Origin of the sequence: Paenibacillus sacheonensis (assembly GCF_009909195.1) — a bacterium.
GTDB lineage: Bacteria > Bacillota > Bacilli > Paenibacillales > Paenibacillaceae > Paenibacillus_Z > Paenibacillus_Z sacheonensis.
Genome location: NZ_JAAAMU010000008.1, coordinates 1 through 24,798, shown reverse-complemented (window position 1 = coordinate 24,798; position 24,798 = coordinate 1). Strand labels below are relative to the sequence as shown.

General features: G+C 59.8%; 20 protein-coding genes. 8 read left to right on the top strand and 12 right to left on the bottom strand.

Features of this window, described 5'->3' with window-relative positions; genetic code table 11:
- Nucleotides 1-60 precede the first annotated feature (60 nt).
- Entirely contained in the window at nucleotides 61-2,739 is a 2,679-nt protein-coding gene (locus GT003_RS32520) for an ATP-dependent DNA helicase (RefSeq protein WP_239565918.1), read from the top strand.
- Between the two features lie 36 nt (nucleotides 2,740-2,775).
- Here GT003_RS32520 and GT003_RS16685 read toward each other — a convergent pair whose 3' ends face one another.
- A complete protein-coding gene (locus GT003_RS16685) occupies nucleotides 2,776-3,249 on the bottom strand; it encodes a GNAT family N-acetyltransferase (protein ID WP_161699810.1) in 474 nt (157 codons plus the stop codon).
- Between the two features lie 270 nt (nucleotides 3,250-3,519).
- Here GT003_RS16685 and GT003_RS16680 point away from each other — a divergent pair, with 270 nt between their 5' ends.
- Both GT003_RS16680 and GT003_RS16675 read left to right on the top strand, forming a co-directional pair.
- Nucleotides 3,520-4,032 (top strand): metallophosphoesterase family protein, encoded by a 513-nt coding sequence (locus tag GT003_RS16680; protein WP_161699808.1) that lies wholly within the window; start codon nucleotides 3,520-3,522, stop codon nucleotides 4,030-4,032.
- On the top strand, nucleotides 4,016-6,019 hold the full coding sequence (locus tag GT003_RS16675; RefSeq protein WP_161699806.1) for a GTP-binding protein: 2,004 nt from the start codon (nucleotides 4,016-4,018) through the stop codon (nucleotides 6,017-6,019). Before GT003_RS16680 ends, GT003_RS16675 begins: the two co-directional genes overlap by 17 nt.
- A gap of 179 nt (nucleotides 6,020-6,198) precedes the next feature.
- Here the strand turns inward: GT003_RS16675 and GT003_RS16670 are convergent, their stop codons facing one another.
- From GT003_RS16670 to GT003_RS16655, 4 genes are read right to left on the bottom strand one after another with little or no spacing between them, the layout of a single operon-like run.
- Nucleotides 6,199-7,062 (bottom strand): carbohydrate ABC transporter permease, encoded by an 864-nt coding sequence (locus GT003_RS16670; protein ID WP_161699804.1) that lies wholly within the window; start codon nucleotides 7,060-7,062, stop codon nucleotides 6,199-6,201.
- Nucleotides 7,063-7,074: 12 nt separating this feature from the next.
- Nucleotides 7,075-8,013 (bottom strand): carbohydrate ABC transporter permease, encoded by a 939-nt coding sequence (locus tag GT003_RS16665; protein ID WP_161699802.1) that lies wholly within the window; start codon nucleotides 8,011-8,013, stop codon nucleotides 7,075-7,077.
- 11 nt (nucleotides 8,014-8,024) lie between these two features.
- Nucleotides 8,025-9,404, bottom strand: coding sequence for an ABC transporter substrate-binding protein (locus tag GT003_RS16660; RefSeq protein WP_161699800.1), 1,380 nt, complete (start codon nucleotides 9,402-9,404; stop codon nucleotides 8,025-8,027).
- Between the two features lie 32 nt (nucleotides 9,405-9,436).
- A complete protein-coding gene (locus tag GT003_RS16655; protein ID WP_204798925.1) occupies nucleotides 9,437-11,065 on the bottom strand; it encodes a sulfatase-like hydrolase/transferase in 1,629 nt (542 codons plus the stop codon).
- A gap of 486 nt (nucleotides 11,066-11,551) precedes the next feature.
- On the opposite strand from GT003_RS16655, the gene GT003_RS16650 reads away from it, so the two are divergent.
- Nucleotides 11,552-13,756: an S-layer homology domain-containing protein gene (locus GT003_RS16650; RefSeq protein ID WP_161699796.1), complete on the top strand. Its 2,205-nt coding sequence runs from the start codon at nucleotides 11,552-11,554 to the stop codon at nucleotides 13,754-13,756.
- 81 nt (nucleotides 13,757-13,837) lie between these two features.
- Here the strand turns inward: GT003_RS16650 and GT003_RS16645 are convergent, their stop codons facing one another.
- The 3 genes from GT003_RS16645 to GT003_RS16635 all read right to left on the bottom strand — a co-directional run bounded on the left by GT003_RS16645 (nucleotide 13,838) and on the right by GT003_RS16635 (nucleotide 16,203).
- On the bottom strand, nucleotides 13,838-14,647 hold the full coding sequence (locus GT003_RS16645; protein ID WP_161699794.1) for a hypothetical protein: 810 nt from the start codon (nucleotides 14,645-14,647) through the stop codon (nucleotides 13,838-13,840).
- A 101-nt stretch (nucleotides 14,648-14,748) separates the two neighbouring features.
- Entirely contained in the window at nucleotides 14,749-15,318 is a 570-nt protein-coding gene (locus tag GT003_RS16640; RefSeq protein ID WP_161699792.1) for an SDR family oxidoreductase, read from the bottom strand.
- 45 nt (nucleotides 15,319-15,363) lie between these two features.
- Nucleotides 15,364-16,203, bottom strand: a complete 840-nt coding sequence (locus tag GT003_RS16635) for an AraC family transcriptional regulator (RefSeq protein ID WP_161699790.1) — start codon at nucleotides 16,201-16,203, stop codon at nucleotides 15,364-15,366.
- Between the two features lie 129 nt (nucleotides 16,204-16,332).
- Between GT003_RS16635 and GT003_RS16630 the strand changes: the two genes are divergently transcribed.
- Entirely contained in the window at nucleotides 16,333-18,396 is a 2,064-nt protein-coding gene (locus GT003_RS16630) for a beta-galactosidase (protein ID WP_420831457.1), read from the top strand.
- Nucleotides 18,397-18,555: 159 nt separating this feature from the next.
- Here GT003_RS16630 and GT003_RS16625 read toward each other — a convergent pair whose 3' ends face one another.
- The gene (locus tag GT003_RS16625; RefSeq protein ID WP_275589166.1) at nucleotides 18,556-19,602 is read right to left on the bottom strand and encodes an NADH:flavin oxidoreductase/NADH oxidase; all 1,047 of its coding nucleotides are present in this window, start codon (nucleotides 19,600-19,602) and stop codon (nucleotides 18,556-18,558) included.
- 180 nt (nucleotides 19,603-19,782) lie between these two features.
- On the opposite strand from GT003_RS16625, the gene GT003_RS16620 reads away from it, so the two are divergent.
- Together GT003_RS16620 and GT003_RS16615 are read left to right on the top strand one after the other, a co-directional pair.
- Nucleotides 19,783-20,928 (top strand): nitric oxide synthase oxygenase, encoded by a 1,146-nt coding sequence (locus tag GT003_RS16620; RefSeq protein ID WP_161699788.1) that lies wholly within the window; start codon nucleotides 19,783-19,785, stop codon nucleotides 20,926-20,928.
- Complete coding sequence (locus tag GT003_RS16615; RefSeq protein WP_161699786.1) at nucleotides 20,925-21,176, top strand: hypothetical protein; 252 nt, start codon at nucleotides 20,925-20,927, stop codon at nucleotides 21,174-21,176. Before GT003_RS16620 ends, GT003_RS16615 begins: the two co-directional genes overlap by 4 nt.
- A gap of 29 nt (nucleotides 21,177-21,205) precedes the next feature.
- Here the strand turns inward: GT003_RS16615 and GT003_RS16610 are convergent, their stop codons facing one another.
- From GT003_RS16610 to GT003_RS16600, 3 genes are read right to left on the bottom strand one after another with little or no spacing between them, the layout of a single operon-like run.
- Nucleotides 21,206-21,802: a ferric reductase-like transmembrane domain-containing protein gene (locus tag GT003_RS16610; RefSeq protein ID WP_161699784.1), complete on the bottom strand. Its 597-nt coding sequence runs from the start codon at nucleotides 21,800-21,802 to the stop codon at nucleotides 21,206-21,208.
- A gap of 35 nt (nucleotides 21,803-21,837) precedes the next feature.
- Nucleotides 21,838-22,896: an FAD:protein FMN transferase gene (locus GT003_RS16605; RefSeq protein ID WP_161699782.1), complete on the bottom strand. Its 1,059-nt coding sequence runs from the start codon at nucleotides 22,894-22,896 to the stop codon at nucleotides 21,838-21,840.
- A 39-nt stretch (nucleotides 22,897-22,935) separates the two neighbouring features.
- On the bottom strand, nucleotides 22,936-23,262 hold the full coding sequence (locus GT003_RS16600; protein WP_161699780.1) for a hypothetical protein: 327 nt from the start codon (nucleotides 23,260-23,262) through the stop codon (nucleotides 22,936-22,938).
- Nucleotides 23,263-23,476: 214 nt separating this feature from the next.
- Here GT003_RS16600 and GT003_RS16595 point away from each other — a divergent pair.
- Nucleotides 23,477-24,798, top strand: a 1,322-nt coding sequence (locus GT003_RS16595; RefSeq protein ID WP_346266594.1) for a DEAD/DEAH box helicase, incomplete at its 3' end; no start/stop codon positions are given.

Here is a 24,798-nt window from a genome sequence, read left to right as displayed (position 1 = left end):
GACCGCGATTACTGGTACAATGGAAGAACAAATGTTCTTGCGGGAGGCGGAGGCGGCGAGATGAATCCAACCATTCAACTGTCGGTGCGCGCATTGGTCGAGTACGCGCATCGCGGCGGCGACATCGAATCCGGCTTCCGGACCGCGGTTGCGCTGACGGAAGGCACCAAGATCCATCAGCGCGTGCAGAAGCAGTACGGGGAACAAGACGAACGGGAAGTATATGTCAGAGGGGAGATCGTCATGGACGATCTCCTCTTTATCGTGGATGGACGCTGCGACGGCTTGCTTGCGGGCGAAGAGACAGGGAGCGTCATCGTCGACGAGATCAAGTCTACCTCCGGCCGGCTGCCGGGCGGGCTGGAGGAGACGTATCCCGTCCACTGGGCGCAGGCGCGCTGCTATGCGGCCATGATCGCGGCGGACCGCGGACTTCCGGCCGTTACGGTTCAGCTGACTTACGTCCAGGTTCAGAGCGGGGAGGAAAGGCGTTTCCGGCAGCTCTGGACGCGGGAGGAATTGGATCGGTTCCTGGAGGAAATGGTGCGCGCCTATTACGATTGCGCGCTGCAGCAGGTGCGGCATGCGGACGCGCGCGACCGCAGCATCAAGGAGCTGCCGTTTCCGTTCGCGGCCTATCGCGAAGGGCAGCGCAAGCTCGCGGGCGCGGTATACAAGAGCGTCCTGGACGGGCGGAAGCTGTTTGCCAAAGCCCCGACGGGCATCGGCAAGACGATCTCGACGATCTTCCCCGCGGTCAAGGCGATCGGCGAAGGACTGCTGCAGCGCGTCGTCTATTTGACGGCGAAGACGATCGCCCGCGTGGCCGCGGAGGATGCGTATGCCCTGCTGCAGTCGAAGGGGCTGCACGTGCAGGCCGTGACATTGACGGCGAAGGAGAAGATCTGCTTCCAGGAGGAAGTCCGGTGCAGCAAGGAGCATTGTCCGTTCGCCGACGGGTACTATGATCGCATCAACGCGGCGCTGCTCGATCTCCGAGAGCATGAAACGTTAATGACGCGGGACGTCATCGAGGCCTATGCGCGCAAACATCGCGTCTGCCCCTTCGAGTTCTCGCTCGACGCCGCTTATGGCGCGGATGCGATCATCTGCGATTACAACTACGTGTTCGACCCGCGCGTCAGTCTGAAGCGGATGTTCGAGGAACAGAAGCGCAAGACGGCCGTGCTTGTCGACGAGGCGCACAATCTGGTGGACCGGGCGCGGGAGATGTATTCCGCCGAGCTGCATAAAGGCGCATTTCTGGAGGTGCAGCGCGCTTATAAAGGCGTGAACGCCGGCGTGTACGGAACGGCCAAGGCGGCCAACGATTATTTGCTCGCGCAGCGCAAGCGAATCGGCGGAAAGCAGCAGGAGGCTGTCGGCGAAATGCCGGAGGAATTGGTTGCGCTGGCGGAGGCGTTCGTCGTTCAGGCGGAGCGGGCGCTGCTGGATGCGGAAGGGGCTGCATGGCCGGGAGGCCGGGTGAGCGGGCCGGCTGATGCCGGCGACGGTGTCGGAGCGGCGGACGAAGCCGTCGATTATGCGGGGACAAGCGACGGTTTGTTTGCGGATTTCGCGTTAAGCGACGATCCCGCTGAGGCGGGCAAGAGCGGCTCCGCTTCCGATCTCGCCGCCGCAGAAGCGGGTAACCCGGAATCGGGCGACGGAAGCGCTGTTCTTGGCGCAGGAACGCTCCCGCGGGCGGAAGGCGTCCCCGCCGCGAATGCCCGTCCCGGAAGCGGGGCGGGTACGGCGCAGCTGCTGGAGCTTTATTTTGTCTGCCAGAACTTCGTTCGGACGGCGAAGCTCTACGACGAGCGATACGTGACCTATACGGAATGCGCGCGGAGCGAGGTGCGGGTCAAGCTGTTCTGCTTGGACCCGTCGCATCTGCTGCGAACGATGGGCAAGGGCTACCGAACGACGGTGTTCTTCTCCGCCACGCTGACGCCGCTCCCCTACTACATGGACATGCTGGGGAGCGACGGCGAGGAGGATTACGCCGTCGTGATTCCGTCCCCGTTCTCCGCGGAGCAGCTGGACGTGTACATCAGTCCGATGTCTACCCGGTACGTGGACCGGGAACGGACGAAGGAGCCGATCGTAACGCTGCTGAGCAGGGTAACGACGGAGCGAAAGGGCAATTATCTGCTGTTCTTTCCTTCTTACGCCTATATGGAAGATGCCTACGAGCGGTTTATGGCGCAGCGGGAGGGACGGACGGAGTCGGAATCGGAGGCGGAGCCGCAGCAGGAATCGAAGACGGAAGCAGGGACGGATGCAAAGGCAGGGGTAAGGGTGGAGAAGGCAGCCGGTTCCTCGACCGTCATCATGCAGAGCGCGCGCATGTCGGAGGAAGAACGGGAGCGGTTCCTTGCCGCCTTCCAAAGCGACGCGGAGGAGCAGGTGATTGGCTTTGCGGTGATGGGCGGTATTTTCGCGGAGGGGATCGACCTGGTCGGCGACCGGCTGACCGGCGTTGCCGTGGTCGGCGTCGGATTGCCGCAGGTCGGATTCGAACGGGATATCATGAAGGCGTATTTCGATGGGACGGGACGCAGCGGTTTCGATTATGCGTTTCTGTTTCCCGGCATGAACAAGGTGCTGCAGGCAGGAGGCCGCCTCATCCGCTCGGAGCAGGATCGGGGCGTCCTCCTGCTTATCGATGACCGCTACCTGCAGCCCTCGTACCGGAGGCTGCTGCCTCAGGAATGGTTGAATTATAAGGTGCTGTAGCGCAGCGAAACCAGCCTTCGGCTATGCCCGCCGCTCTTAAACGGAGGTCTCGAGCAGCGTCTTCTCGTACACGTTAACCCAGAAGCCGTCGATGACGGATGCGCCGCGATGGGCATAGCCATTGTTCAGGAACAGCTTCTTCGCGCCAAGCTGATTGGTCAGCGCATCGAGGTAGAGATGCCGGTAACCAAGCTCCGCGGCCTGCTCCTCCAGCCTGGATAGAATGAGCTGTCCATAGCCGCGCTGCTGGAAATCGGGATGAACGCGCAGGCGCTTGATTTCGGCAGCATCGACATCCAGCTTCTTCAGCCCGCCCATGGCAACGACCATGCCGTTCTGGGCCGTGCCGACAAGGAACTCGCCCCCGCTCGATAAATACTGCTCGTCGATATGAAAAATATCATGGTAATGCTGGTGCGTCGGCTCAACGCCGGCGGCGGCGATAACAAGAAGATGCAGTCTCCAGATATCGTCGTGGTCTGCGGTGGAATAGCGGCGGATTTTCAGCATCGCGCTCTCTCCTCTTCTGTGGGTCATAAAAAAATAAGACTATATGTAATATAATCTAACATATTAAATGGGAGTAGGGAATGGTTTTTCTGATTGAGCGGGGTTGGAGTTTATTTTTTCTGCATTATTGCGGAAGGTTCATGTGAGGATTGTCCTTTTCTCCTCGCGCTATTGAACGAAGTTCGTTTTTGCCCAATAATGAAGGTATAAGCGTCTCAAAGCCATGGACTGAAGGCGGCTCGACGGGCGCGGCGAAGGAGTGGAGCGGACATGAAGATTGTTGTGGTTTCCGATACGCATATGTCGCGCATGGCTAAGAAGCTGCCTGACCGGCTGATTCGAGAACTGGTGGACGCCGATGCGATCCTGCATGCGGGCGATTGGATGACGATGGCGGTATGGGATATGCTGCGCACTTATGCGGAGACGTATGGCGTGGCGGGCAATAACGACGGCTCGGACATCGAGGCGAAGTTCGGCGGGCGCAAGATCGTCACGCTCGGCGGCGTGCGCATCGGTATCGTGCACGGCCATGTCGGGCCTGGGAAGCGCGAGGATACGGAGACCAACGCTTTCAAATCCTTCCCTCGAGGCAGCGTCGACGTAATCGTCTTCGGGCATTCGCATGTGCCGTTGAAGCGCGAACGCGACGGGGTGCTGATGTTCAATCCGGGGTCGGCGGCAGACAAGCGCAGGCAGCCTCAATATTCCTTCGGACTATTTACGATAACGGGAGGCCGGCTGGTTCAGGCGGAACACATCTACTATGACGATAAAAGCTGAAGCAAGAATCGATCTGCGCAACGTCGGAATCTTTGCCCATGTCGATGCGGGCAAAACGACAACGACGGAGCAGATGTTATATCAAAGCGGGCATATCCGTTCCCTCGGCAGCGTGGATGCGGGGACTGCGCAGACGGATTGGATGGACGTGGAGCGGGAACGGGGCATCTCGGTTCGCGCGGCGGTGACGCGGTTTGCATGGAAGGGGACGGCGATCAATCTGGTAGACACGCCGGGGCATGTCGATTTTCTGTCCGAGGTGGAGCGTTCGCTGCGGGTGATGGACGGGGCGGTTCTGATCGTATCGGCGGTGGAAGGCGTGCAGGCGCAGACGGAGATTATTTGGCAGGCGCTGCGCGAGCTGAACATTCCGACGATCGTCTACGTGAACAAGATGGATCGGATGGGCGCAGACGCGCTGCGGGTGCTCGAAGACCTGCGGCGTCTGCTGTCGCCGGGCGTGGTGCCGATTGCGGCGCCGATCGGGGCGGAGGCTGATTTTGCCGGCTCGGCGGATCTGCTGGATGGGCAGTCGCTGGCGGACAACCCATGGGCGGACTCGTATCGGCAGCATCTGCTGGAGGCAGCGGCGGAGCAGGACGAGACGCTGCTTGAAGCCTACCTGGAAGGCCGTCCGTTGGACGATCGGAGCATCGCGGAGGCGCTTGTGGAAGGCGCGCATCGTTCAACGTTGTTTCCGGTGATGTTCGGGGCTTCGAACCGCGGCATCGGCGTGAAGGAGCTGCTGGATGCGGTGCTGATCTATATGCCTGCTCCGGCGGGATCGGAGTCGGCGCCGGTAGCGGGCGTGATATTCAAGATGGAGCGGGATCCCGTCATGGGGAAAATCGCATACGTGCGCCTCTATCAAGGCACGATCCGCAATCGCGATACCGTGCACAACCACACGCGGGACATGCAGGATAAAGCGACGCAGATCCGACGCGTGCACGGGCAGAAATCGGAGGATATCGGCGTGCTCGCGGCAGGCGACATCGCTGCCGTATACGGACTCAGCCGCGCGCGCATCGGCGATGTGCTCGGTACGCCGGAGGGGGTGCCCGGCGAGAAACGGCTGGCGGTTCCGCTGCTCACGGTACAGGTGCAGTGGAGCAGCGAAGGGGATTATCCCGCGGTCGTCGCGGCTTTCCAGGAGCTGGCGGACGAGGATCCGCTGCTGGATCTGCAGTGGCTGCAGGATGAACGGGAGCTGCACTTGAAGGTCATGGGTCCGATTCAGATGGAGGTGCTGACCTCCATCCTGCTCAGCCGGTTCAAGCTGGCGGTGACGTTCGGCGCGCCGTCCGTCATCTACAAAGAAACCCCGGCCGCGGCAGGCGAAGGGTTCGTCGCGTACTTGGCGCCGAAACCATGCTGGGCGATTCTGCGGTTTGTCATCGAACCTGGCGAGCGAGGCAGCGGTCTCGTATACAAGTCCCTCGTGCGGGGCGAGCGTCTGATGGAGAGTTACCAGAACGAGGTGGCGCGGCGCGTGCCGGAAGCGCTGCAGCAGGGGCTGCGCAACTGGGAGGTGACGGACTTGTCCGTGACGCTCGTCGAAGGCGAGCATCATGTGTGGCATACCCATCCGCTCGACTTCGTCATCGCGACGCCGATGGGCATCATGAACGGGCTTGCCAACGTCGGCACGAAGATGCTGGAGCCGATGCTGCGCTTCCGCATGTCGGTGCCCGAGGAATACGGCGGCAAGGTAATGAACGAGCTCGTCGTCATGCGCGGCGAATTCGAAGCGCCTGTGCTGCGTCAGGAACGGATGGAGCTGGAAGGGCTGCTTCCGGTCGCGACGACGCTCGATTTTCCGGCTCGTCTCGGCGCGATGACCAAAGGGCGCGGCACGCTCACGACGTTCTTCGCCGGCTACCGCGAGTGTCCGCCTGACGTGGAGGTATCGCGCCGGCGGCGGGGCGTCAATCCGCTGGAGGAGGCGAAGTATATTCTCTCCATGCGCAATGCGCTGAGCGGGTAATTGGCGAAATCCCGGCAGATTCAAACAAAGAGGTGCACCACGTGCGCCACAATCGGAACAAAATGAAAAAGCTGCCAAACGGCAGCTTTTTCACTTATACATCGCACCCCGCGCGTTGACTGTTGGGCCGAAGTGCCGCGGATGGATCGTGTTCGCTCCGCGGATATGCGCCCGGCATTCTACCCTTTTACCCCGGTACTCACGATTCCCTCGATAAAATAGCGCTGCGTGAACACGAACAGCACGAGCAGCGGCAGCACCATGATGGTCGTGCTGGCCATCATGAGATTCCACTGCGTTTGGTTCTCGTCGCGGAACACCGTCAGTGCGAGCTGCACCGTCTTCATATGCTCCGAGCTGGTAATGATGAGCGGCCACGTATACTCGTTCCAGGAGGCCACGGCTTTGAGCGCGATGAGCGTAGCGAATACCGGCTTACTGAGCGGCACGTAGATATTGAAGAACGCGCGGACCCGCCCCATCCCGTCGATCTTCGCCGCATCGTCCAGCTCCTTCGGGATTTGCAGGAAGAATTGCCGGAACAAGAAGACCCCGAACGAGCCGGCCACATAAGGCGCGATCAGCCCGTTGTACGAATCGATCCAGCCGAGGCCGCCGTGCCCGACCCAGTCGTTGCCGCCGGCGAGCGGGATATGCTTCAGGATGATGAACACGGGAATCATCGTCACCTGCGGCGGAATCATCAGACCGACGAGCGAGATGAAGAACAAGAGATCGCGGCCCTTGAAATTCAGCTTCGCGAACGCGTAACCGGCGAACGAATTAATAAGCAGGCTGAGCACGACGGTGACGACGGTCACGTAAGTCGTGTTGAAATAGTACCTTCCCCAGTCACCCTGGGAGAAGGCTTCCTTATAATTCGACCATTGCCATTTGTCCGGGATCCACACGAAATGCGGAGCGAATATCTCATCCATCGTCTTGAGCGAAGTCAGCACCATCATTAGAAACGGAACCAGCATGGCGAGCGAGACGAATACCATGACGACCGACACGGGAATCGTTACCGATTTTTTGACCATTGCGCCATCCCCCTATGATTCATGGCTGCGGCTGCCATACCAGAAATTAGCCGCCGTGAGGAGCGCGACGAGGAACAGCAGGACGATGGACATCGCCGCCGCATAACCGATCAGGAATTCCTGGAAAGCCCGGTTGTAAATCTGGTGGACCAATGTCGTCGTCGAATTGAGCGGTCCGCCGCCCGTCATGATTTGAATCTGCTCGAACACGTTGAAGTTGTTGATCAAGCCGGTAACGATCAGGAAGAAGGTAACCGGCATCAGCTGAGGGATCGTGATCTTCAGATACTGCCGGAAGCCGCCTGCGCCGTCGACCGCGGCCGCTTCGTATAAATCGCGGGATATGCCCTGCAGGCCGGCGAGGAAGATGACGACGTTATAGCCGAGAAATTTCCAAAAACCCGTAAAAATAACCGCCGGCATCGCCCACTTCGTATCCTGCAGCCATTGAACCTTATTCAGGCCGATGGCTTCGAGCAGCGTATTCGCGACGCCGTGGCTCGGCTCGTAAATCCAAAGCCAGATCATCGACGCGGCGACCATCGAGATGACGTACGGCGAGAAGAAGCTCATGCGCACCCATTTGATGCCGCCCCATTTGTAGTTGAGGAACACGGCGAGGATCTGTCCGAACGCCACGGTCAAGACGAGCGTGAAAAAGGCGTAGATCGCCGTATTCTTTAGCGCGATTCCGAAGAAACGGTCGTAGAACAAGGCTTTGTAATTATTGATCCCCACGCCATGCATCGTGTCCAAATTGTAGTTGGTAAAGCTGAGAAACAGATTGTACCCGATCGGCGCCAGCACGAATAGGAGCAGAAACAGATAAAACGGCAGGATAAGCAGGTATCCGATCGGATCGGCATCGAGCCTGCGCTTCCGTCTGCGAACAACGGCTTCGGCTCCTGCCGATCGTACGGCGGGGATGTCGATGTCGGCCGCGCGTTCCATGCGATCGCCTCCTATTTGATCGTCTTCAATTCCTGAATCAGCGCATCCTGGGCGTCTTGCAGCGCTTGAGCGGCCGGTTTGGCCTTGGTTACCGATTCTTCGTAAGCTTGGTGAATGTATTTGTTGTATCTTGTGGTGAACGGCGTGACGGGCTTGCCTTTTCCGCTCTTGACGTAATCGATGAGCACGCTGTTGATGGCAGGATTGGCCGCGATAAATTGGTCTTCCAGCGACTTGCGCACGATCGGAATTTGCAGCTGTTTATACCGTTTCCACATTTGGTCCTTGCTCATCATGAAGGTGATGAATGCCCACGATTCGTCCTTGAGCTTGCTGGTGCTGCCGATCGTGAACAAGCGGTAACCGGTAAAAGCGACATGGTTTTTCCGCTCCAGCACGGGACCGAAACCGATTTTATCCTTGAGATCGGGTTTGTCTTTCAGCAGATTGCTGATGGCCGCCGGCGTCAGGTAGGAAATGGCCGATTTGCCGCTCACGAACGGAACCGTGTCTTTCTTCTGATAATCGTAAGGAATGGCGCCCAACTGGTACAAATCGGTCAAGTATTCGAAAGCTTCCGTCGATGCCTGGTCCGCGAATGCCGGCACGCCCTTCTCCTCGTCGATGATGGGGGAGCCGTTCTGGCGCATGAACGCTTCGAAGAACGGGCTTGCGTTGTTCAGCGGAACGTCGACGCCGGCGCGAACGATATTGCCCTTGTCGTCCTTTACGGTCAGCTTCTCGGCGTCGGCTTTCAATTCCTCCCAATTGGTCGGCGGCTTCTCCGGATCAAGACCGGCCTCGGTGAAGAAGTCCTTCCGGTACGTCATGATTTCCGGAGCGGGGAAGTAGCCGACGCCGATCGATTTGCCTTGATACTTGCCCAGGTCCAGCGCGCTCTCCTGGATATCGCTCTTATCTTCCCACTTGTCCAGGTAACCGCCCAGATCCGCGAATTCGTTGAGCGCGCCGCGCGTTCCCATGAAGATCAGATAGGCGGAGAACACGTCCGGATAAGTGCCGCTGAGCTTCGCGGCGTTCAGCTTCGCATCGATTTCGTCCGCTCCGGAGGGCAGCACCGTCACGTTCACTTTAATATGGGACTGCGAGGCTTCGAACTCCTTCGCCGCGTTGATGAAATAGTCCTCCAGCACCTGGCTCTCGCCGGGGAACCAGAAGTTGATCGTGACCGGCTTCTCGGACGGCTCGTTCTTGGAGGCGTCCGCGTTCGCGGCCGCGCCCGACGTACCGCCGGCGGTTGCGGCATTGTCCGAACCGGCGTTCGGGCTGTTCGAATTGCCGTTCGGGCTTCCATTGGCGCCGCATGCGGCGAGCAGGCTGGCTAACAGAGTCAGCGAAACGGCGCTGCCCAGCCAAGTTTTTTTCGTCATGATAAGGTCATCTCCCGAATATGAGTTGATATTTATTTTTGAATGAAATGCGCTCCGCCCGAGATGTCCTCGCCGCGCGCCTTGGAATAGATCTCCAGAATCTTCTCCCGAGGAACGACGCCGGCTCTTGCCGCCCATTGCTCGTATAAGCCGCTGAGCTCCCGTACCTTATCCGGGTAGTCCGCAGCCAGATCGTTCAGCTCCGTGCGGTCCGCTTCGATATCGTACAGCTCCCAGGCTTCCGGATAATTCCGCACCAGCTTCCACGGCCCGGTCCGAACGGCGCTATTGCCTTCGTGCTCCCAGAAAAGCGGTCCTCTGCCGCGGTCGTCGGATTCCGCCTTGAAGAGAGGGGCCAAGCTCTCGCCTTCGAACGGCAAAATGTCGCGTCCTTGATACGTCTGCGGGTACGGCGCCCCGGTAACTTCGAGCACCGTCGCCATAATGTCCGTCAGCTGCCCCGGCGAATGGCGAATGCCGCCTTGCTCCCCGATGCCTGCCGGCCAGTGCGCGATGAGCGGCGTAGAGATGCCGCCTTCGTGGATCCAGTGCTTATACAGCCGAAACGGCGTATTGGATAAGTTCGCCCAAGCGACGCCGTAGCTCTGGTAGGTGCGCTGCGAGCCGGGCAGTTCCCTCGGATTGTTGCCGTACACGATGGGGCTGCCGTCCTTCGCTCGCTCGAGCAGGCTTCTGCGCTTCTTCAAGAAGCTCGTGAACGGTTCGTCGAGCTCTTCCGCGCAGCCGCCGTTGTCCGCAAGGAACAAGATCAAGGTATTGTCCAGTTGGCCGGTGTTCTCGAGCGCTTGCAAAATACGTCCGATTCCCTGATCCATCCGGTCGATCTGGGCCGCATAAACTTCCATTCGCCGCAGCCGCCACTCCTTCACGTCCGCGTCCTCCCAAGCCGGTTGAGAAGGATCGCGTTCCGACAATGCCAAGGAAGGATCCAGGAGCCCCTGTTCGACGAGGCGTTTCAGACGCTTCTCGCGAAGAACATCCCAGCCCTCGTCGAACCGGCCTTTGTATTTCGCGATATCCTCCTCGGGTGCATGCAGCGGCCAGTGCGGCGCCGTGTAAGCGACATAGTGGAAGAACGGTTGATCCGGATTGGCCGCGGCATGGTCGCGGATATTGCGGACTGCGTCGTCGCTGATCGCATCCGTCAAATAAAAGTCGTCCGCCAGTGCCTCATGCTCCGCGTTGTCGTTATCCCGCGTCAGCGTCACCGGCTGGTAATAATCCGCCGCGCCGGTAATGATGCCATAATAGCGGTCGAAGCCGCGCTGTCTCGGCCAGGTGTCGTTCGGATTGAAAATATCCGTGGCGACATGCCATTTGCCGCTCATATAGGTATGGTAGTCCTGAGCCTTCAGCACTTCGGCGATCGTCACGCCGCGCTGGTTCAGGTTGCCGGCGTACCCTTCGGGACCGTCATCGTCGACCAGGATGCCGACGCCCGTCTGATGCGGATGCAATCCGGTCAAGAGCGATGCGCGCGTAGGGCTGCAGCGGGCCGTGTTATAGAATTGCGAGAAGCGCAGGCCGTTCGCGGCCAGGCGGTCCAGGTTAGGCGTGCTTACTTCCCCGCCGTAACAGCCGATGTCCGAATACCCCATATCGTCGTTCAAAATCAAAAGCACGTTCGGTCGTTGACTCACGTTTAACTCCCCCTTAGTGAATAAAAAAGAGGTTCCCATTGCATGGCATGGGAAACATGCGATGCAACGGGAACCTCCAGATAACTGGTCGGTCGATTGGCTATGAAACTGAACGGGACTGCCGATCTAATGCCGAGTAATTCAATGCGAATTAATGAGTTTACTATATCCGTTCGCAGTTTCAGCGTCAATCCTTTTTTTTACATTGTTAGTTGCTGCTTCGGTGAAGGCAGCTTTTTACGGTAAAGAAAATAGGCAAACCTTCAAATGAGCTAAGTATTACGTCCTAGATCTAAAGTTTTATATTCGGAACCCCGATAGAAATATAGTCGCATTATTCGGATCCGCACGGATTGAGTATAGGCCTTATTGCCGTGAAGAACCACACAACTCCATGCTGGTCGCTCATGCGCTTCAAATTCATTTCATTGCTGTTGTTGTCTGTCGTTGGAACTAAGAAAAGCAGCTTAGCTAGGAGGAAGAAGAATGAACAAGAAAATCATGTCGGCGGCACTGTCCGCCGCGCTGCTCGTGGGCTCCCTCGGCGCTGCCGGAACGGGCCTGGCCGAAAACAGAACCTTCACGGACATCGAAGGCTCTTACGCGAAAGACGCGATCCAAAAACTGTTGGAAGCCGGTATTATCAATGGTCTCGGGGATGGTAAATTCGATCCGACAGGCCAGCTGACGCGCGCGCAGTTCGCCATTATCATCGCAAAAGCATTGGGCTTGAAGGTAGAAGGCGCTTCGGAGTCAAGCACGTTCAAGGATGTGCCGGATTGGGCTTCGGACTACGTCGGGGCGTTGTTCAAGGCGGGGATCGTGACGGGTCTCAGCACGGATACGTTCGGTTCCGACATGCCGCTGACCCGCGAGCAGGCCGCTGCGATCATGGTGCGGGCGCTCGGCAAACAGCCTGACGCCTCGAACGAATCGCTTCCGTTCAAGGATGCCGACAGCATCTCTGGTTGGGCGAAAGGTTACGTCGCGGCGGCGTTGAAGCTGGGACTGATCAAGGGCAACGCCGACGGAACGTTCAATCCGAAGGGAGATGCGACCCGCGAGCAGGCGGCGCAGATGGGAGCCGGCTTTCTCCAAACCGTGAAAGAGAATACGGACACGGGTACGAATCCGGGCACGGATTCAAAGCCCGATACCGATTCGAAACCGCAAACGGATCCACCGGTGGTCGTGGTGCCGAGCGGCGATACGTCCGCTCCTTCCATCCCGCAAGACCTGCACGAAGGCAGCCTGACCCAAACGAGCCTGACGCTCACGTGGACGGCTTCCACGGACAATTACGGCGTCTATGCCTACGACATCTACCAAGACGGCGTCAAGATCGGCTCGCCGACATCGACGTCCTTCAACGTCACGGGCCTGACGGAAGGCACGGCTTACCTGTTCACGGTCAAGGCTAGAGACGCGGCGGGCAATGTATCGAATGCGAGTACGGCATTGAACGTCACGACGGTGAATGCAGCGTTTGCCGTAACGGCCGTTCATATTCAATCCAGCAATGCGGTACCGACGACGGCGACGATCGGCGATACGATCACGCTGACGTTCCGTACGGCGACAAAAGCGTCGAAGCTGGGCAGTTTCAAGATTAACGGCGGCAACCCGGCAAGCTTCGCTTCCGTAGCGGATAACGGGTCATTCCTGAATACAGCCACGTATGTCGTGGATAGTTCCGACCCGCTTGGCGCAGTTAGCTTCCAAATCAACGTAGCGAATGCGGGCAACGTGTATTCCCAAACGATCGAAACGACAAGCGACGAGTCCTCCGTCAGTGTCACGGACTTGGTTCCGTACCTGAGCATAGGGGCTGACGATATTACGGACGCCGTAGGCGGCGAGTATTTCGAGCTCCCCGTGACGGTTTCCGGCGTGGTACCGCAAGCAGACCTGAATGCCAATTTCGTCATCGAAGCCACGGTGATCGGCGATATCGGCTCGGATGATATTCATATTGAGGATATAGAGGGCAGTTCGCCGAATGTTATTGCCGAAGAAGGCGGCAGGACTGTTTATCGTTGGGGAGGAAGCGGGCTTCCCTTGGCCGCCTTTGCGGAAGGGTTCGGCGATGACGACGGATCGACTACGCCGTATTGGGTCACGTTCGAAAAGCCGGGCAATTATCAAATCGAATTCACGGTGTACGTCGTGGATGCAAACGGTAATCACGTGAGACAAATCGGTACGGATACGCCGATGAACCTGACCGTCCTTGATCTTACCCGTTTGAACATTCAAGCGAACGGAATGGTTTTTGCCAACTATGGCGTGGAATTCAATAATGCGGTCACGGTTCAAGGCCATGTAGGGAGCGCCGATGCGGACAAGAAGGTACGCATTTACGCATCCATTCATAAAAGCCCCGTTGAAGGCATGCCCTATGAAGGAATCACCTCGGACGACATTACGATCGATCCCATCCTAGGGGGAGCACCGGAAGTGGTACAAGAGGGAGACACGAGTCAAGACCTCGTGCTGGCTTGGGGACCGCCGGACGGCTTCCTGCTCAGCAGCGTTGAAGCTGCATATGAATCGGACGAAGGGCTGACGACGATTTTCCCGACGACGTTCAAGAAAGTGGGCACGTTTACGGTCAAGTACACGATCAAGACAGTCGATGACCAAGAACTTGCCAGCAGTTATAGTTTCGTTGAAGTGTCGGCGCCTGACTGAGTACCGCCATATCAAGCATCTTCCACGCAAAAAGCGGCAGCCTCGGAATCATTCCGAGGCTGCCGCTCTTTCGCATGCGCGCTATTGCTTTACGATCTTGCTGGGATTATTGATTTTGTACGGCACGGGATGCTTGGTGAGCTTCTTGGCGACGATCTTCGCCTCGAACGTGATCGCGTCGCCGACTTCCAGCTCCAGCTTCTTGAGGGTGTTGCTATGGCTGGACCAGGCGTCGCCGAGCTCGAGCTCCGGCTCCACGATCGCCACGTTCTCGTAGACGATGACTTCGTCGTCTTCGTCGGCGAAGTGGTTCGGGACGGTCGTGAATTCCTTGACGACGGCCGTCAGCTTGACCTTCTCTTCCGGAAGCTGAGGCTTGGCCGACTTCTTCTTGGCCGGTTTCTCCTTCGCGGCCGTCACTGGCTGTTTTTCCGCTTGAGGCTTGTCCGGCGTAGGCGGCTGCTTGTCGACGACCGGCGCTGCTGCACCAGGCTTCGCGTCCGAAGCAGCCTCGTTCGTCTCGTCGTCCAAAGCTTCCTTGACGGCGACCGCTTCCGCAAGCGACGCTTCTTCCGACGCGTCCGATGTCTCGGCTTCCGCCGTTTCTACGGCACGCTGCCTCTGCCCGTAAGTGGAAGCCTGCATCTCCTTGAGCAGCGAAGGGTGGATCAGATGCCGCTGCTTGTTCTCGAATTCAATGACGGCCGTCATAAAATCGACGATGCCGACGATCGTGCAGGGGAGGGTGCTTCCGCCGCGCTTGTAGACGAATGCTTTCGACTTGACCGCTTTGTCGGACAACAGGCCCCATTCCTTGCACTGCCCGATCAGCGCGTCTTCGTCCTCGAAAGCGCTGAACCCGCCCGGCTCGATCGTAAACGTATGTTCCATCCGATACCCAGCCTTTCCTGATTCCTTGTGGTTAGCCTCAGTTTATCATGTTTTAACGAGAATGCGAACGCAGGGAGACGGGGCGCGCGGTCAACCGTCCGTTACTTGTAAAAGCCCTGCTCCTCCGCGTACCGGCCCCAATGCGGACGACGGCCGTCGATGTCCTCGATGCCGTATTGGTCCGAGAGCCCCCACGAGGTGAGGACTCGACCGGACTGATCCAACTTGTTCGGATCGGCGGACAGCGCGGCAATCCCCCGACCGACGAAGAACGGCGTCTCGGATTGCAGAAAATGCGGATCCTCGGCCGCGCTGTCACGCCAGTTCGCCTCGGTCACGCCGAAGTAGTCCAGCATTTCCTCCGAGCGGAGAAATCCCGGCGTCACGGCCGCGGCGGCCACGCCGTACGACTTCAATTCCGCGGCTTGGGCTTCGGCCAAGTGAATACCGGAGATTTTCGCCAGGCTGCAGGGCAAATTGCCGCGATAGCGGTAATCGTCCGCCGTTTCCTCGATCGTCTCCCGGCGTCCGATATCCGACGGATTTCCGCGCACGCTTCGGCCGGTCGCGTACACGAATGCGCCGGCTTCAGCCAGACTGACGGCGATGGCCCGCCCTGCGCCCCTCGTCGCTCCCGCCACGACGGCGATTTGTCCTGCCAATGGTTTCATGAGAATGCCTCCTTGGATAAGCTGTCGATTAGAAAGGCGGCCGGTTCAGGGCTTCACGTACTGCTTCGGCGTGGCGCCGTACGTCCGCTTGAACATACGGATAAAATAACTCGTCTCCATGCCCAGCTGCTGCGCGACCTTCTCTACCGGAATGCCGGGATGATCGCCCATGAGCTGTACCGACCGCCTCATTCGCAATTGGAGCAGGTACTGCTGCGGCGTCATGCCGTAGCCGGCGACGAACAAGCGGTGAAAATGCTGCACGGAGTAGCCGACGGCCCGTGCGATATTCGCGATCAGCAGCCGTTCGTTGTAATGGTCATGCATGAGTTTGACGGCGGCCTGCAGGGCGGCATTGGACTGCGGGAACGGATATAAGCCGCCTTGCTCCTGGCGTGCCGGCGCTTGTCCCTCGAGCAGGGTAAGCAAAATATCGTAGAGCCGCTTGGACGCCTCCCAATACGCATGTTCGCCGTTCAAGCTGATAAGATGCCACAGCGCCGCGAGCTGCTCCCACAGCGTGTCGAAGTTCTGTGCCTTGACGGCAGTCAGCGCGAACCTGCTCATCTGTTCCAGAAGCGAAGGGGCAAGGCTGCCTTCGAAGGCGATGAAGCCCAGATCCCACGCTTCGTCATCGGCATCCGACGGCGCATAGTCATGCGGCACCCCCGCAGGAAGAAGAAGCGCCATTCCAGGCGTCATGGACAGGCTGCGACCGCCGGCGAGGCGGAATGTCCCTCTCCCGCGGCGGCACAGAAACAGCTGATGCGCAGGGTAGCCGCCTTGGCGCTGCAGCTGCTTCTGCTCATGGCTGCCGATGCAGCAGACGTAGAGCGGCAATTCCTTTTCCCGGTTGGCGAATTCGGCTAGCAGGAAGGGCATCATGCAAACGATCAACTCCATGTTCGGATTGTACGATTATTGGCGGCGAATCTTCTACAAGTATACGCCAGGCTTGCTCTAAGATAAAAGCAGATGAGCGAATATGACGATGCGACGAGGAGCGAAATTAACATGAAGAGCATGAGCAAGCTGCCACCGGTAAGCGCCAAACTGCCCGTATTGATGCACGGAGCCGACTATAACCCCGACCAATGGCTGCATGACCCGGACGTGCTCAAGGAGGATATCCGGCTGATGAAGCTGGCCGGCTGCAACGTGATGGCGGTCGGCATTTTCTCGTGGGCGGCCTTGGAGCCGGCGGAAGGCGTATTCGAATTCGGCTGGCTGGACGGGGTGCTGGATACATTCGCGGAGAACGGCATCTACGCGTGGCTTGCGACGCCGAGCGGCGCGCGACCGGCCTGGATGTCCGAGAAATATCCCGAGGTGCTGCGCGTGGAAGCGAACCGCGTCCGCAATCTGCACGGCATCCGGCACAATCACTGTTATTCGTCGCCGGTATACCGCGAGAAGACGGCCGTCATCAACGGGCTGCTGGCGGAACGATATGCGCAGCATCCCGCGGTCGTCGGGTGGCATATCTCCAACGAGTACCTCGGCGAATGCCACTGCGGCTATTGCCAGGCCGAATTCCGGGAATGGCTGCAGGCCAAGTACGTGACGCTGGAGGCGCTTAATTTCTCTTGGTGGACGTCGTTCTGGGCGCATACCTTCACGGATTGGTCGCAGATCGAATCTCCGGCGCCGCATGGCGAATACGCCGTTCACGGGCATAATCTCGATTGGCGGCGGTTCGTCACGGATCAAACGATCGCATTTTGCCGCCACGAGATCGAAGCCGTCCGTTCGGCCAACCCGGCGCTGCCCGTCACGACGAACATGCATATGATCGAATCGCTCGATTACCGCAAGCTGGCGCGCGAGCTCGACGTCATCTCGTGGGATGCGTATCCGACCTGGCACGAGGCAAAGGACGACAGCGGCATCGCATCTTCCTTCGCGTTCTATCACGACCTGTACCGCTCGATGAAGCGGCAGCCGTTCCTGTTGATGGAAAGCGTTCCGAGCGCGACCAACTGGCAGGCGGTCAGCAAGCTCAAACGTCCCGGCATGCACCGGCTTTCCTCGCTGCAGGCAGTGGCGCACGGCTCGGATTCGGTGCAATATTTCCAATGGCGCAAAAGCCGCGGAGCGAGCGAGAAGTTCCATGGCGCGGTCGTCGACCATGCAGGTCACGAGCATACCCGCGTCTTCGAGGACGTAGCCGCCCTTGGCCGGACGCTGGCGGCGGTATCGGAGATCACGGGAACGCCGACGCCTGCGGAGACCGCGATCCTCTTCGACTGGGACAACCGCTGGGCCGTGAAGGACGCCGGGGGACCGCGCAACACCGGCATTCATTACGAGGAGACCGTCATGGCCCATCATCGGGCGTTCTGGGAGCTGGGGGTACCGACGGACATCGTCGGCTCGGAGGATGATTGGGCCGGCTACCGGCTGATCGTGGCGCCGATGCTGTACCTCTGCCGGGAGGAGACCGGCCGTAAGCTGGAGCAGTTCGTCGAGGGCGGAGGTACGCTCGTGACCACGTACTGGTCCGGCATCGTGGACGAACGAGACCTCGTCCATCTGGGCGGATGGCCGGGACCGCTTCGCAAGACGCTGGGCATCTGGGCCGAAGAGATCGACGGCTTGTACGATGGCGATCGTAACGGCATCGAGCTTGCCGCAGGCAATCCGCTCGGCATCGAAGGCCGCTTCGGGTCGCACGAGCTGTGCGAGCTGATCCATGCGGAGACCGCGGAGGTGCTTGGCGTGTATACGGACGACTTCTATGCCGGCCGGCCGGCGCTGACGGTCAATCGGCTGGGTCGGGGACGGGCGTACCATATGGCGACGCGCTTGAAGGGCGATTTCCTGCTTGCGTTCTATGCACGCGTCGCGGAGGAGGCCGGCGTACCGCGGACGCTGCCGGCAGACCTGCCAAGCGGCGTGACGGCGCAGGTGCGGACGGACTGCGAGTCGGAATATGTCTTCCTGATGAACTTTAGCGGCGAAGCGCAGCAAGTTGAGCTGGACGCCCGCGGTTATGTCGATTTAGAGTCGGGCGAGCAGGTCGAGGGCAGCGCGTCGCTGCCGATTTACGGCGTGCGCATCTTGAAGCGCCGGGCGTAGGTTTCCCCGAACCGGATAGGCATCGAAAAAGTCCCCAAGTTCCGCTAACCGGCGGGAGCTGGGGACTTTTCGTGCTGCAAGAGTTTGTAGATTTCTAGAGACTTTCGTGAGCCATGCTTGCTAGGGGCAGGTAATCATGCTCCCCTAAGCAAATGCCGATCAGTATCCGCGCTGGTACTGCCGCGGAATAAACCCGGAGGCGACGGAGCCGGCGTCGGAACCGGCGTTGGCTTGGATGGCATGCAGCGCCCAGTATGGATCGCGAAGCATGCCTCGGCCGACGGCGACCAGATCCGCGTCGCCTTCCGCCAGCGTCGCCTCGGCGAGCTTGGCATCGTCGAGCATGCCTACGGCGATGACGGGCACGCCTAGCGCGGCTTTCAGCTCGCGTGCGAGCGGGACCTGGTAGCCGGGATGGAAGCTCGGCTTCCGGCTGCCCACCGGCGCTTCGCCGCCGCTGGAGACGTGGAACAGATCGGCGCCGGCATCCCGGTAACGCCGGAAGACGTCGATGACCTCGGCGAGCTCGTAGCCGCCGTCGGCGTATTCCGCCGCGGATACGCGGATGATAAGCGGCATATCCGGCGGCATCACGGTGCGAACCGCTTGGATGACCTGCTCGCCGAACAAGGCGCGGTCCTGGCCGTATTCGTCCGTCCGGTCGTTAATGAGCGGCGAATGGAACTGATGGATCAGATAGCCGTGCGCGCCGTGCAGCTCGATCGTATCGACCCCGGCCTCGACCGCGCGGCGGGCAGCGTCCTTGAATTTGCCGACCATGGCGAGGACTTCTTCGGTGCTCAGCGCGCGGGGCTTGCGGTAAGCGTCGCTGAACGCTTTATCGGAAGGCCCGACCGGCTGGTCGACGTGCTCGGCCTTGCGCCCGGCGTGGGCGATCTGGATGCCGATCTTCGCGCCGTGCTTATGCACCTCCGAGATGATGCGCTTGAACGCCGGGATGTGCGCATCCGACCATAAGCCGAGGCAGTAATCGGTAATGCGGCCGTCCGGCTCGATATCCGTCATTTCCATGATGATCAGGCCCGTTCCGCCGACGGCGCGGGACACATAGTGGACGTAATGCCATTCGTTCGGAATACCGTCCTTCGCGTCGACGGCATATTGGCACATCGGCGCCATCACGGTCCGATTGCGCAGCGATAAGCTTTTCAGCTCGTAGGGTGAAGATATATGGGGTTGGGTCAAGCGGGATCACTCCTTCTCACGGATACGAATACAATCTTCCGTTCATTATAATGCAGTAACTTACTTAATTAAAGTACATTCACAGGATTGACCTCCTTACCCCGGAAAACGGGGGGTGAATCTTGATATAATAAGGCGAATGGTTAAGCCAAACTCAGTTAAGCGGGCAGGGATCTCACAATGACATTACATCAATCGACCGCCGTCGGCCGTCAGGAGCTGTTGGAGGAAGCCAGTCGTTTTATCGAGCAATACGGAGCGGAGCTCGGCTTACCGCGGCAGGAGACCGAGGCTAGAATGTCGCGGATCGCGGACGAGCTCGCGGAGTCCGGAACCTACACGCATACGAGCGGGGAGCTGGCCTACGGCGCGAAGCTGGCTTGGCGCAACAGCAACCGCTGCATCGGGCGGTTGTTCTGGGATTCGCTGATCGTTCAGGACGCACGCGCGGCGAAGACGGAAGACGAGATCGCGGACGCGGTCTTTCGACATATCGAATATGCCACCAATGGCGGGAAGATATTGCCCGCGATTACGATTTTTGCTCCTTCGGCGAGTGCGGACCGGCCACGAATCCGGATTTGGAACGAACAGCTGGTTCGGTATGCGGGGTATGCGCAGGCAGACGGCTCCGTCATCGGGGATCCGATCTCGGCGGAGCTGACGCGGTTCTGCGAAGAGCTCGGCTGGCGCGGGGCAGGGACGCCCTTCGACGTGCTGCCTCTTGTCGTTCAGCTCGAAGGACGTGAGCCGCGCTGGTACGATTTACCGGAGGGAATCGTGCTGGAGGTGCCGCTCGTTCATCCGGATCTGCCGTCCTTCGGGCGGTTGGAGCTGCGATGGTACGCCGTGCCTTTCGTCTCCAACATGCGGCTGGAAATCGGCGGGCTGCATTACACGGCGGCGCCTTTCAACGGCTGGTACATGGGAACGGAGATCGGCGCGCGCAATCTGGCGGACGCTGCCCGCTACGATATGCTGCCCAAGCTGGCTGCCTTGATGGGGGGGGATACGTCCAGGGAAGCCGCGCTGTGGCGGGACCGGGCGCTCGTGGAACTGAATGTGGCGGTGCTGCATTCGTTCAAATCGAAGGGCGTGACGATCGTCGACCATCACACGGCAAGCAAGCAGTTTGCCTTGTTCGCGGAGAAGGAGCGGCAGAGCGGCCGCACGCCGACGGGGCGATGGTCGTGGCTTATTCCGCCGTTGTCTCCGGCAACGACGGGCATCTTTCACACGCGCTTCGACGACACGGAGAGGACTCCGAATTATTTCTACCAGCAGGCGCTGCCACGCATGGACCGGGAGGGGAAGAACAAGGGATGAAATCGGACTTGAATCGTTACGAATTGGATTATACCGACCGGAGAGATAACAGAGTCGCCTCCTGGCTGACCGCTCTCGCATGGACGATCGGGGCCATGGGAACCGTCGGCTCGCTGTTTCCGCTGGTGAAGGAGGATTATGCGGCGTTCGCCGTAACCTTGGTTGCCGCAATCGCGGCAGGGCTGCTCTTTCGAGGCGTCGCCGAGATGATCCGGCTGCTGCAAGCGATATTGCTCCGATTGAAATGATAGCCGCCGGGCCTTGAGCCCGGCGGTTTTTATTTGTCCGCCGAACGTTGGCCGGGCGGCTTGAGGATGACGACCTGCGGTGCACCTGCGGCAGGGGTGTTCATCGTCTTGCGGGCCGTCGTGAGCCCGAGCAGGAGCGCAGCGGATAAGCCGTACAGGAGACGGATGCCGAACATCTCGCTGTCGCTGCCAAGGAAGAAACCGTGCAGCAGCGCAAGCAGGTAGACGGGATAGGAGAGCAGATGGAATATCAGCCAGACGGGACGCTTCAGCTTATTGCGCAAATCGGTCGTGAGAATAATCAACAGCATGCCGTAGCCGCTCAGCGTGCCCAAGCCGCTCCAAACGGGCGCATAATCCGAGCTGAAAGGAACCAGCAAGCCGAACCAGGAATAAGGCACATAGGTGTCGATAACCGTAAACGCGCCGTGAAGCAGGCCGATGGCCGTGCCGGCAACCGTGCAGAAGGAGTGAAACCGATATAAGCGGCGCTTGGAGCCGCGCGGCCAGAAGGCGAAGTTGTACGAGATGCCGATAGCCATGCCGAGCGTCAGCAGACAGAACGAGGCGATGCCGGCGACGCGAATCATGTCCCACGTGGGGAGCTGCAGCAGCAGGTCGATCATAGGGCTTCCTCCAATCCGTTATGGGAGTCGCTTAGTCAAGATGTTGAACGGGCCGTAATCAGGCGCGTCACGGGAACGTCCCGCCACTTGGAGCCGATCGAAGCGGCTGCGCCATAGAAGAGGATTTCCCTGTCGCGGCCGAACAGGAGCGCTTCAATCGGCGGCTGCTTGCGGGCAAGCAGAGCGATGCCGGATGCGCTGCCGAGAATGCAAAGCGTCTTGGCCCATACCTCGCAGGCGACGGGATCTCCGCCGCTGACCGTGCATTGGACGATGTCGCTCTCGGCGGGAAGCAGCGTGACGGGATCGATCAAATGATGCATCGGCCCGGCAGCCGTCTGCCAGCGTCGTCCGAGCGTGCTGGACGTGGCAGCCGCGCCTTCGACAAGCGAAAGCATGCCGATGTGGCTGCTTTCCGCCTCCGGCCGCGGATGCTCGATGCCGATCCGCCAGGGGCGCCCTTCGGAAGAATCATCTCCGCCCGGTCCATCGCTCCAGGCAGCGAGATCGCCGCCGGCATTGACGAGACCGCTCGTCACGCGTTGTTTGCGGCGAAGCCAATCGGCCAACCGCCGGACGGCCCAGCTCTTCACGATGCCGCCAAGGTCGATCGAGGTGCCGGCGGGTAGTTTGACGGACTTCATACGAGGATTGATGGCGATCGCATGCATGCCTAATTCGTCGGCTGACAGCGCGGGCAGCTCTCTTGGTGAGCATGCCGTCATGAAATCCGCCAAGGCCAGCCGTTCGAACGAATCCTCGTAGCCGCAGCGCTCCAGGGCGTCCAGTATGAACGGATTAAAGGCGCCGTCCGTGCGCCGACGGTACGTTTCCGCGAGCTGAAGCACCTCGAGCATGGCGGAGGAGACGAGGCAATCCGCGCCGGCCCGGCGGTTGAGATAGACGAGTTCGCTCGTGGGAAGGAAGCGGCTGAATTTCTCCTCCGCATAACGGAACCAAGAAACCGCATCCCGCCGAAGCCGGTCGGCCTGCTCCTCGCTCTCGTAGGCCAAGGTGCAGGCAATGGACGTGTTCATGGCACGAAAACGAAACGTGAACAACCGGTCGGACGCTGCGTGATTCGTAAGCTTCATGCGAATCAACTCCTATCTATCGCGGAGGAAACGGCCATTTTACGATCGGCCCGTGCTGGCGTCGAACCCGCCGCTGTTTTGCTGCTGCTGCCCGCCGGCTCGACTGCCGTGCCGGGAGAAGGACCGGTTCTCCGTGCGGCTCGTTCCGCGATAGGAATCTCCGGGCTCCTGATCCTGCCAGTCCTGCATGATGTCATCCTCGTCGTCGGAGCGAAGGTCGCCAAAGTCTGGCGCGGTTTTGGCGGCTGCGGTGACGTCGAGCTGGTTTTGATACGCGGGACTGGACTTGATGAGCTGGAATACGAGGACAAGCAGGACCGTGCACGCCGCGCCGACCTTCCATTTTAGCCATTTTGCCGCTTTCACCTGGACCAGCCTCCTTAAGGACCAATAATCCGGGTAAACTAGAGTATAACGGTTATGCATGAAGAACGTTTGAAGCACAAGGGCCGCGCATGAAATCTTTTCCGGCGCCGCGCGTTTGGGAACATTCGGTACATGGGACCCCCGCGAATGTGGTACGATAGGAAATGCCGGTTGATGAGACGGGATGTTTCAAGGGGTTCGAATATAAAATGAGGTGGAAGAATTGGCAGGTTTTGAACAGTTAGGCATCGCGAAGGAACGGGCGCAATCCCTTCGTAACGAAGGCATTACGGAAGCGACACCGATTCAAGAAGGCGCGATACCGGTCATTATGCAGGGCAGCGACGTGATCTGCCAGGCGCAGACGGGAACGGGCAAGACGCTTGCATTCCTGCTGCCGATGCTCGAGAAGACGCGGGCGGAGCGGGAAGACGTACAGGGCTTGATTTTGACGCCGACGCGGGAGCTCGCGCTGCAAATTACGACGGAGCTGAAGAATCGGCTCGCGACGAAAGACGAATTCAGCGTGCTCGCCGTGTACGGCGGCCAAGACGTGGAGTCGCAGCTGCGCAAGCTGAAGCGGGGCGTGCATCTCGTGGTGGCGACGCCGGGACGGCTGCTCGACCATATCCGCAGGGGCACGATCAAGCTTGGCGCGGTCAAGATGCTCGTCTTGGACGAAGCGGATCAAATGCTGCACATGGGCTTCCTGACCGAGGTCGAGGAAATCCTGACGCAAATGCCTTATCGCAAGCAGACGATGCTGTTCTCGGCGACGATGCCGACGGGCGTGCGTTCGCTCGCGGCGCGGTTCATGATCGAGCCGAAGGATATTACGGTGCGCGCGCCGCAGGTGACGGTGAAGGCCATTCGTCAGCTGACGGTCGGCGTTGACGCGAAGAACAAGCAGGAGCAATTGAAGCGCCTGCTGGAAGAGCATAACCCGTATCTAGGCCTTGTCTTCTGCCGGACGAAGAAGCGCGCGAGCGCGCTGAACGACTACCTGCAGGAAAACGGCTTTAACAGCGCCGAGCTGCACGGCGACTTGTCGCAAGCGAAGCGGGAGCAGGTCATGAAGAAGTTCCGCGATGCGAAGATTCACGTGCTGGTCGCCACCGACGTGGCGGCGCGCGGACTCGACGTGGAAGGCGTGACGCATGTCTTCAACTACGACATTCCCGAGAATGCGGAGAGCTACATTCACCGGATCGGCCGTACGGGCCGTGCGGGCGAGAACGGGCTCGCGATCACGCTCGTCTCGCCGCATGACCGGCTGGAGCTGGCTGCGATCGAGAAAGGCATCCAGATGTCCATCCCGCGCGAAGGTCTCGCGATAGGCGCGCCAGCGCGCGCACCGCGCACGCGCGAAGATCGTCCGCGCGAGGGCGGCGCGGGCGGACGCAGCGGCGGCGGCCGTCGCGGCGCATCCGCAGGCGGCCCTTCGGGCGGACGCAGCGGACAAGCCGGCCGCGGCGGGCGTTCCGCCGCGGGCGGCAGAGGCGGCGCGTATGCAGGCGCAGCCAAACGCGGCTCCGG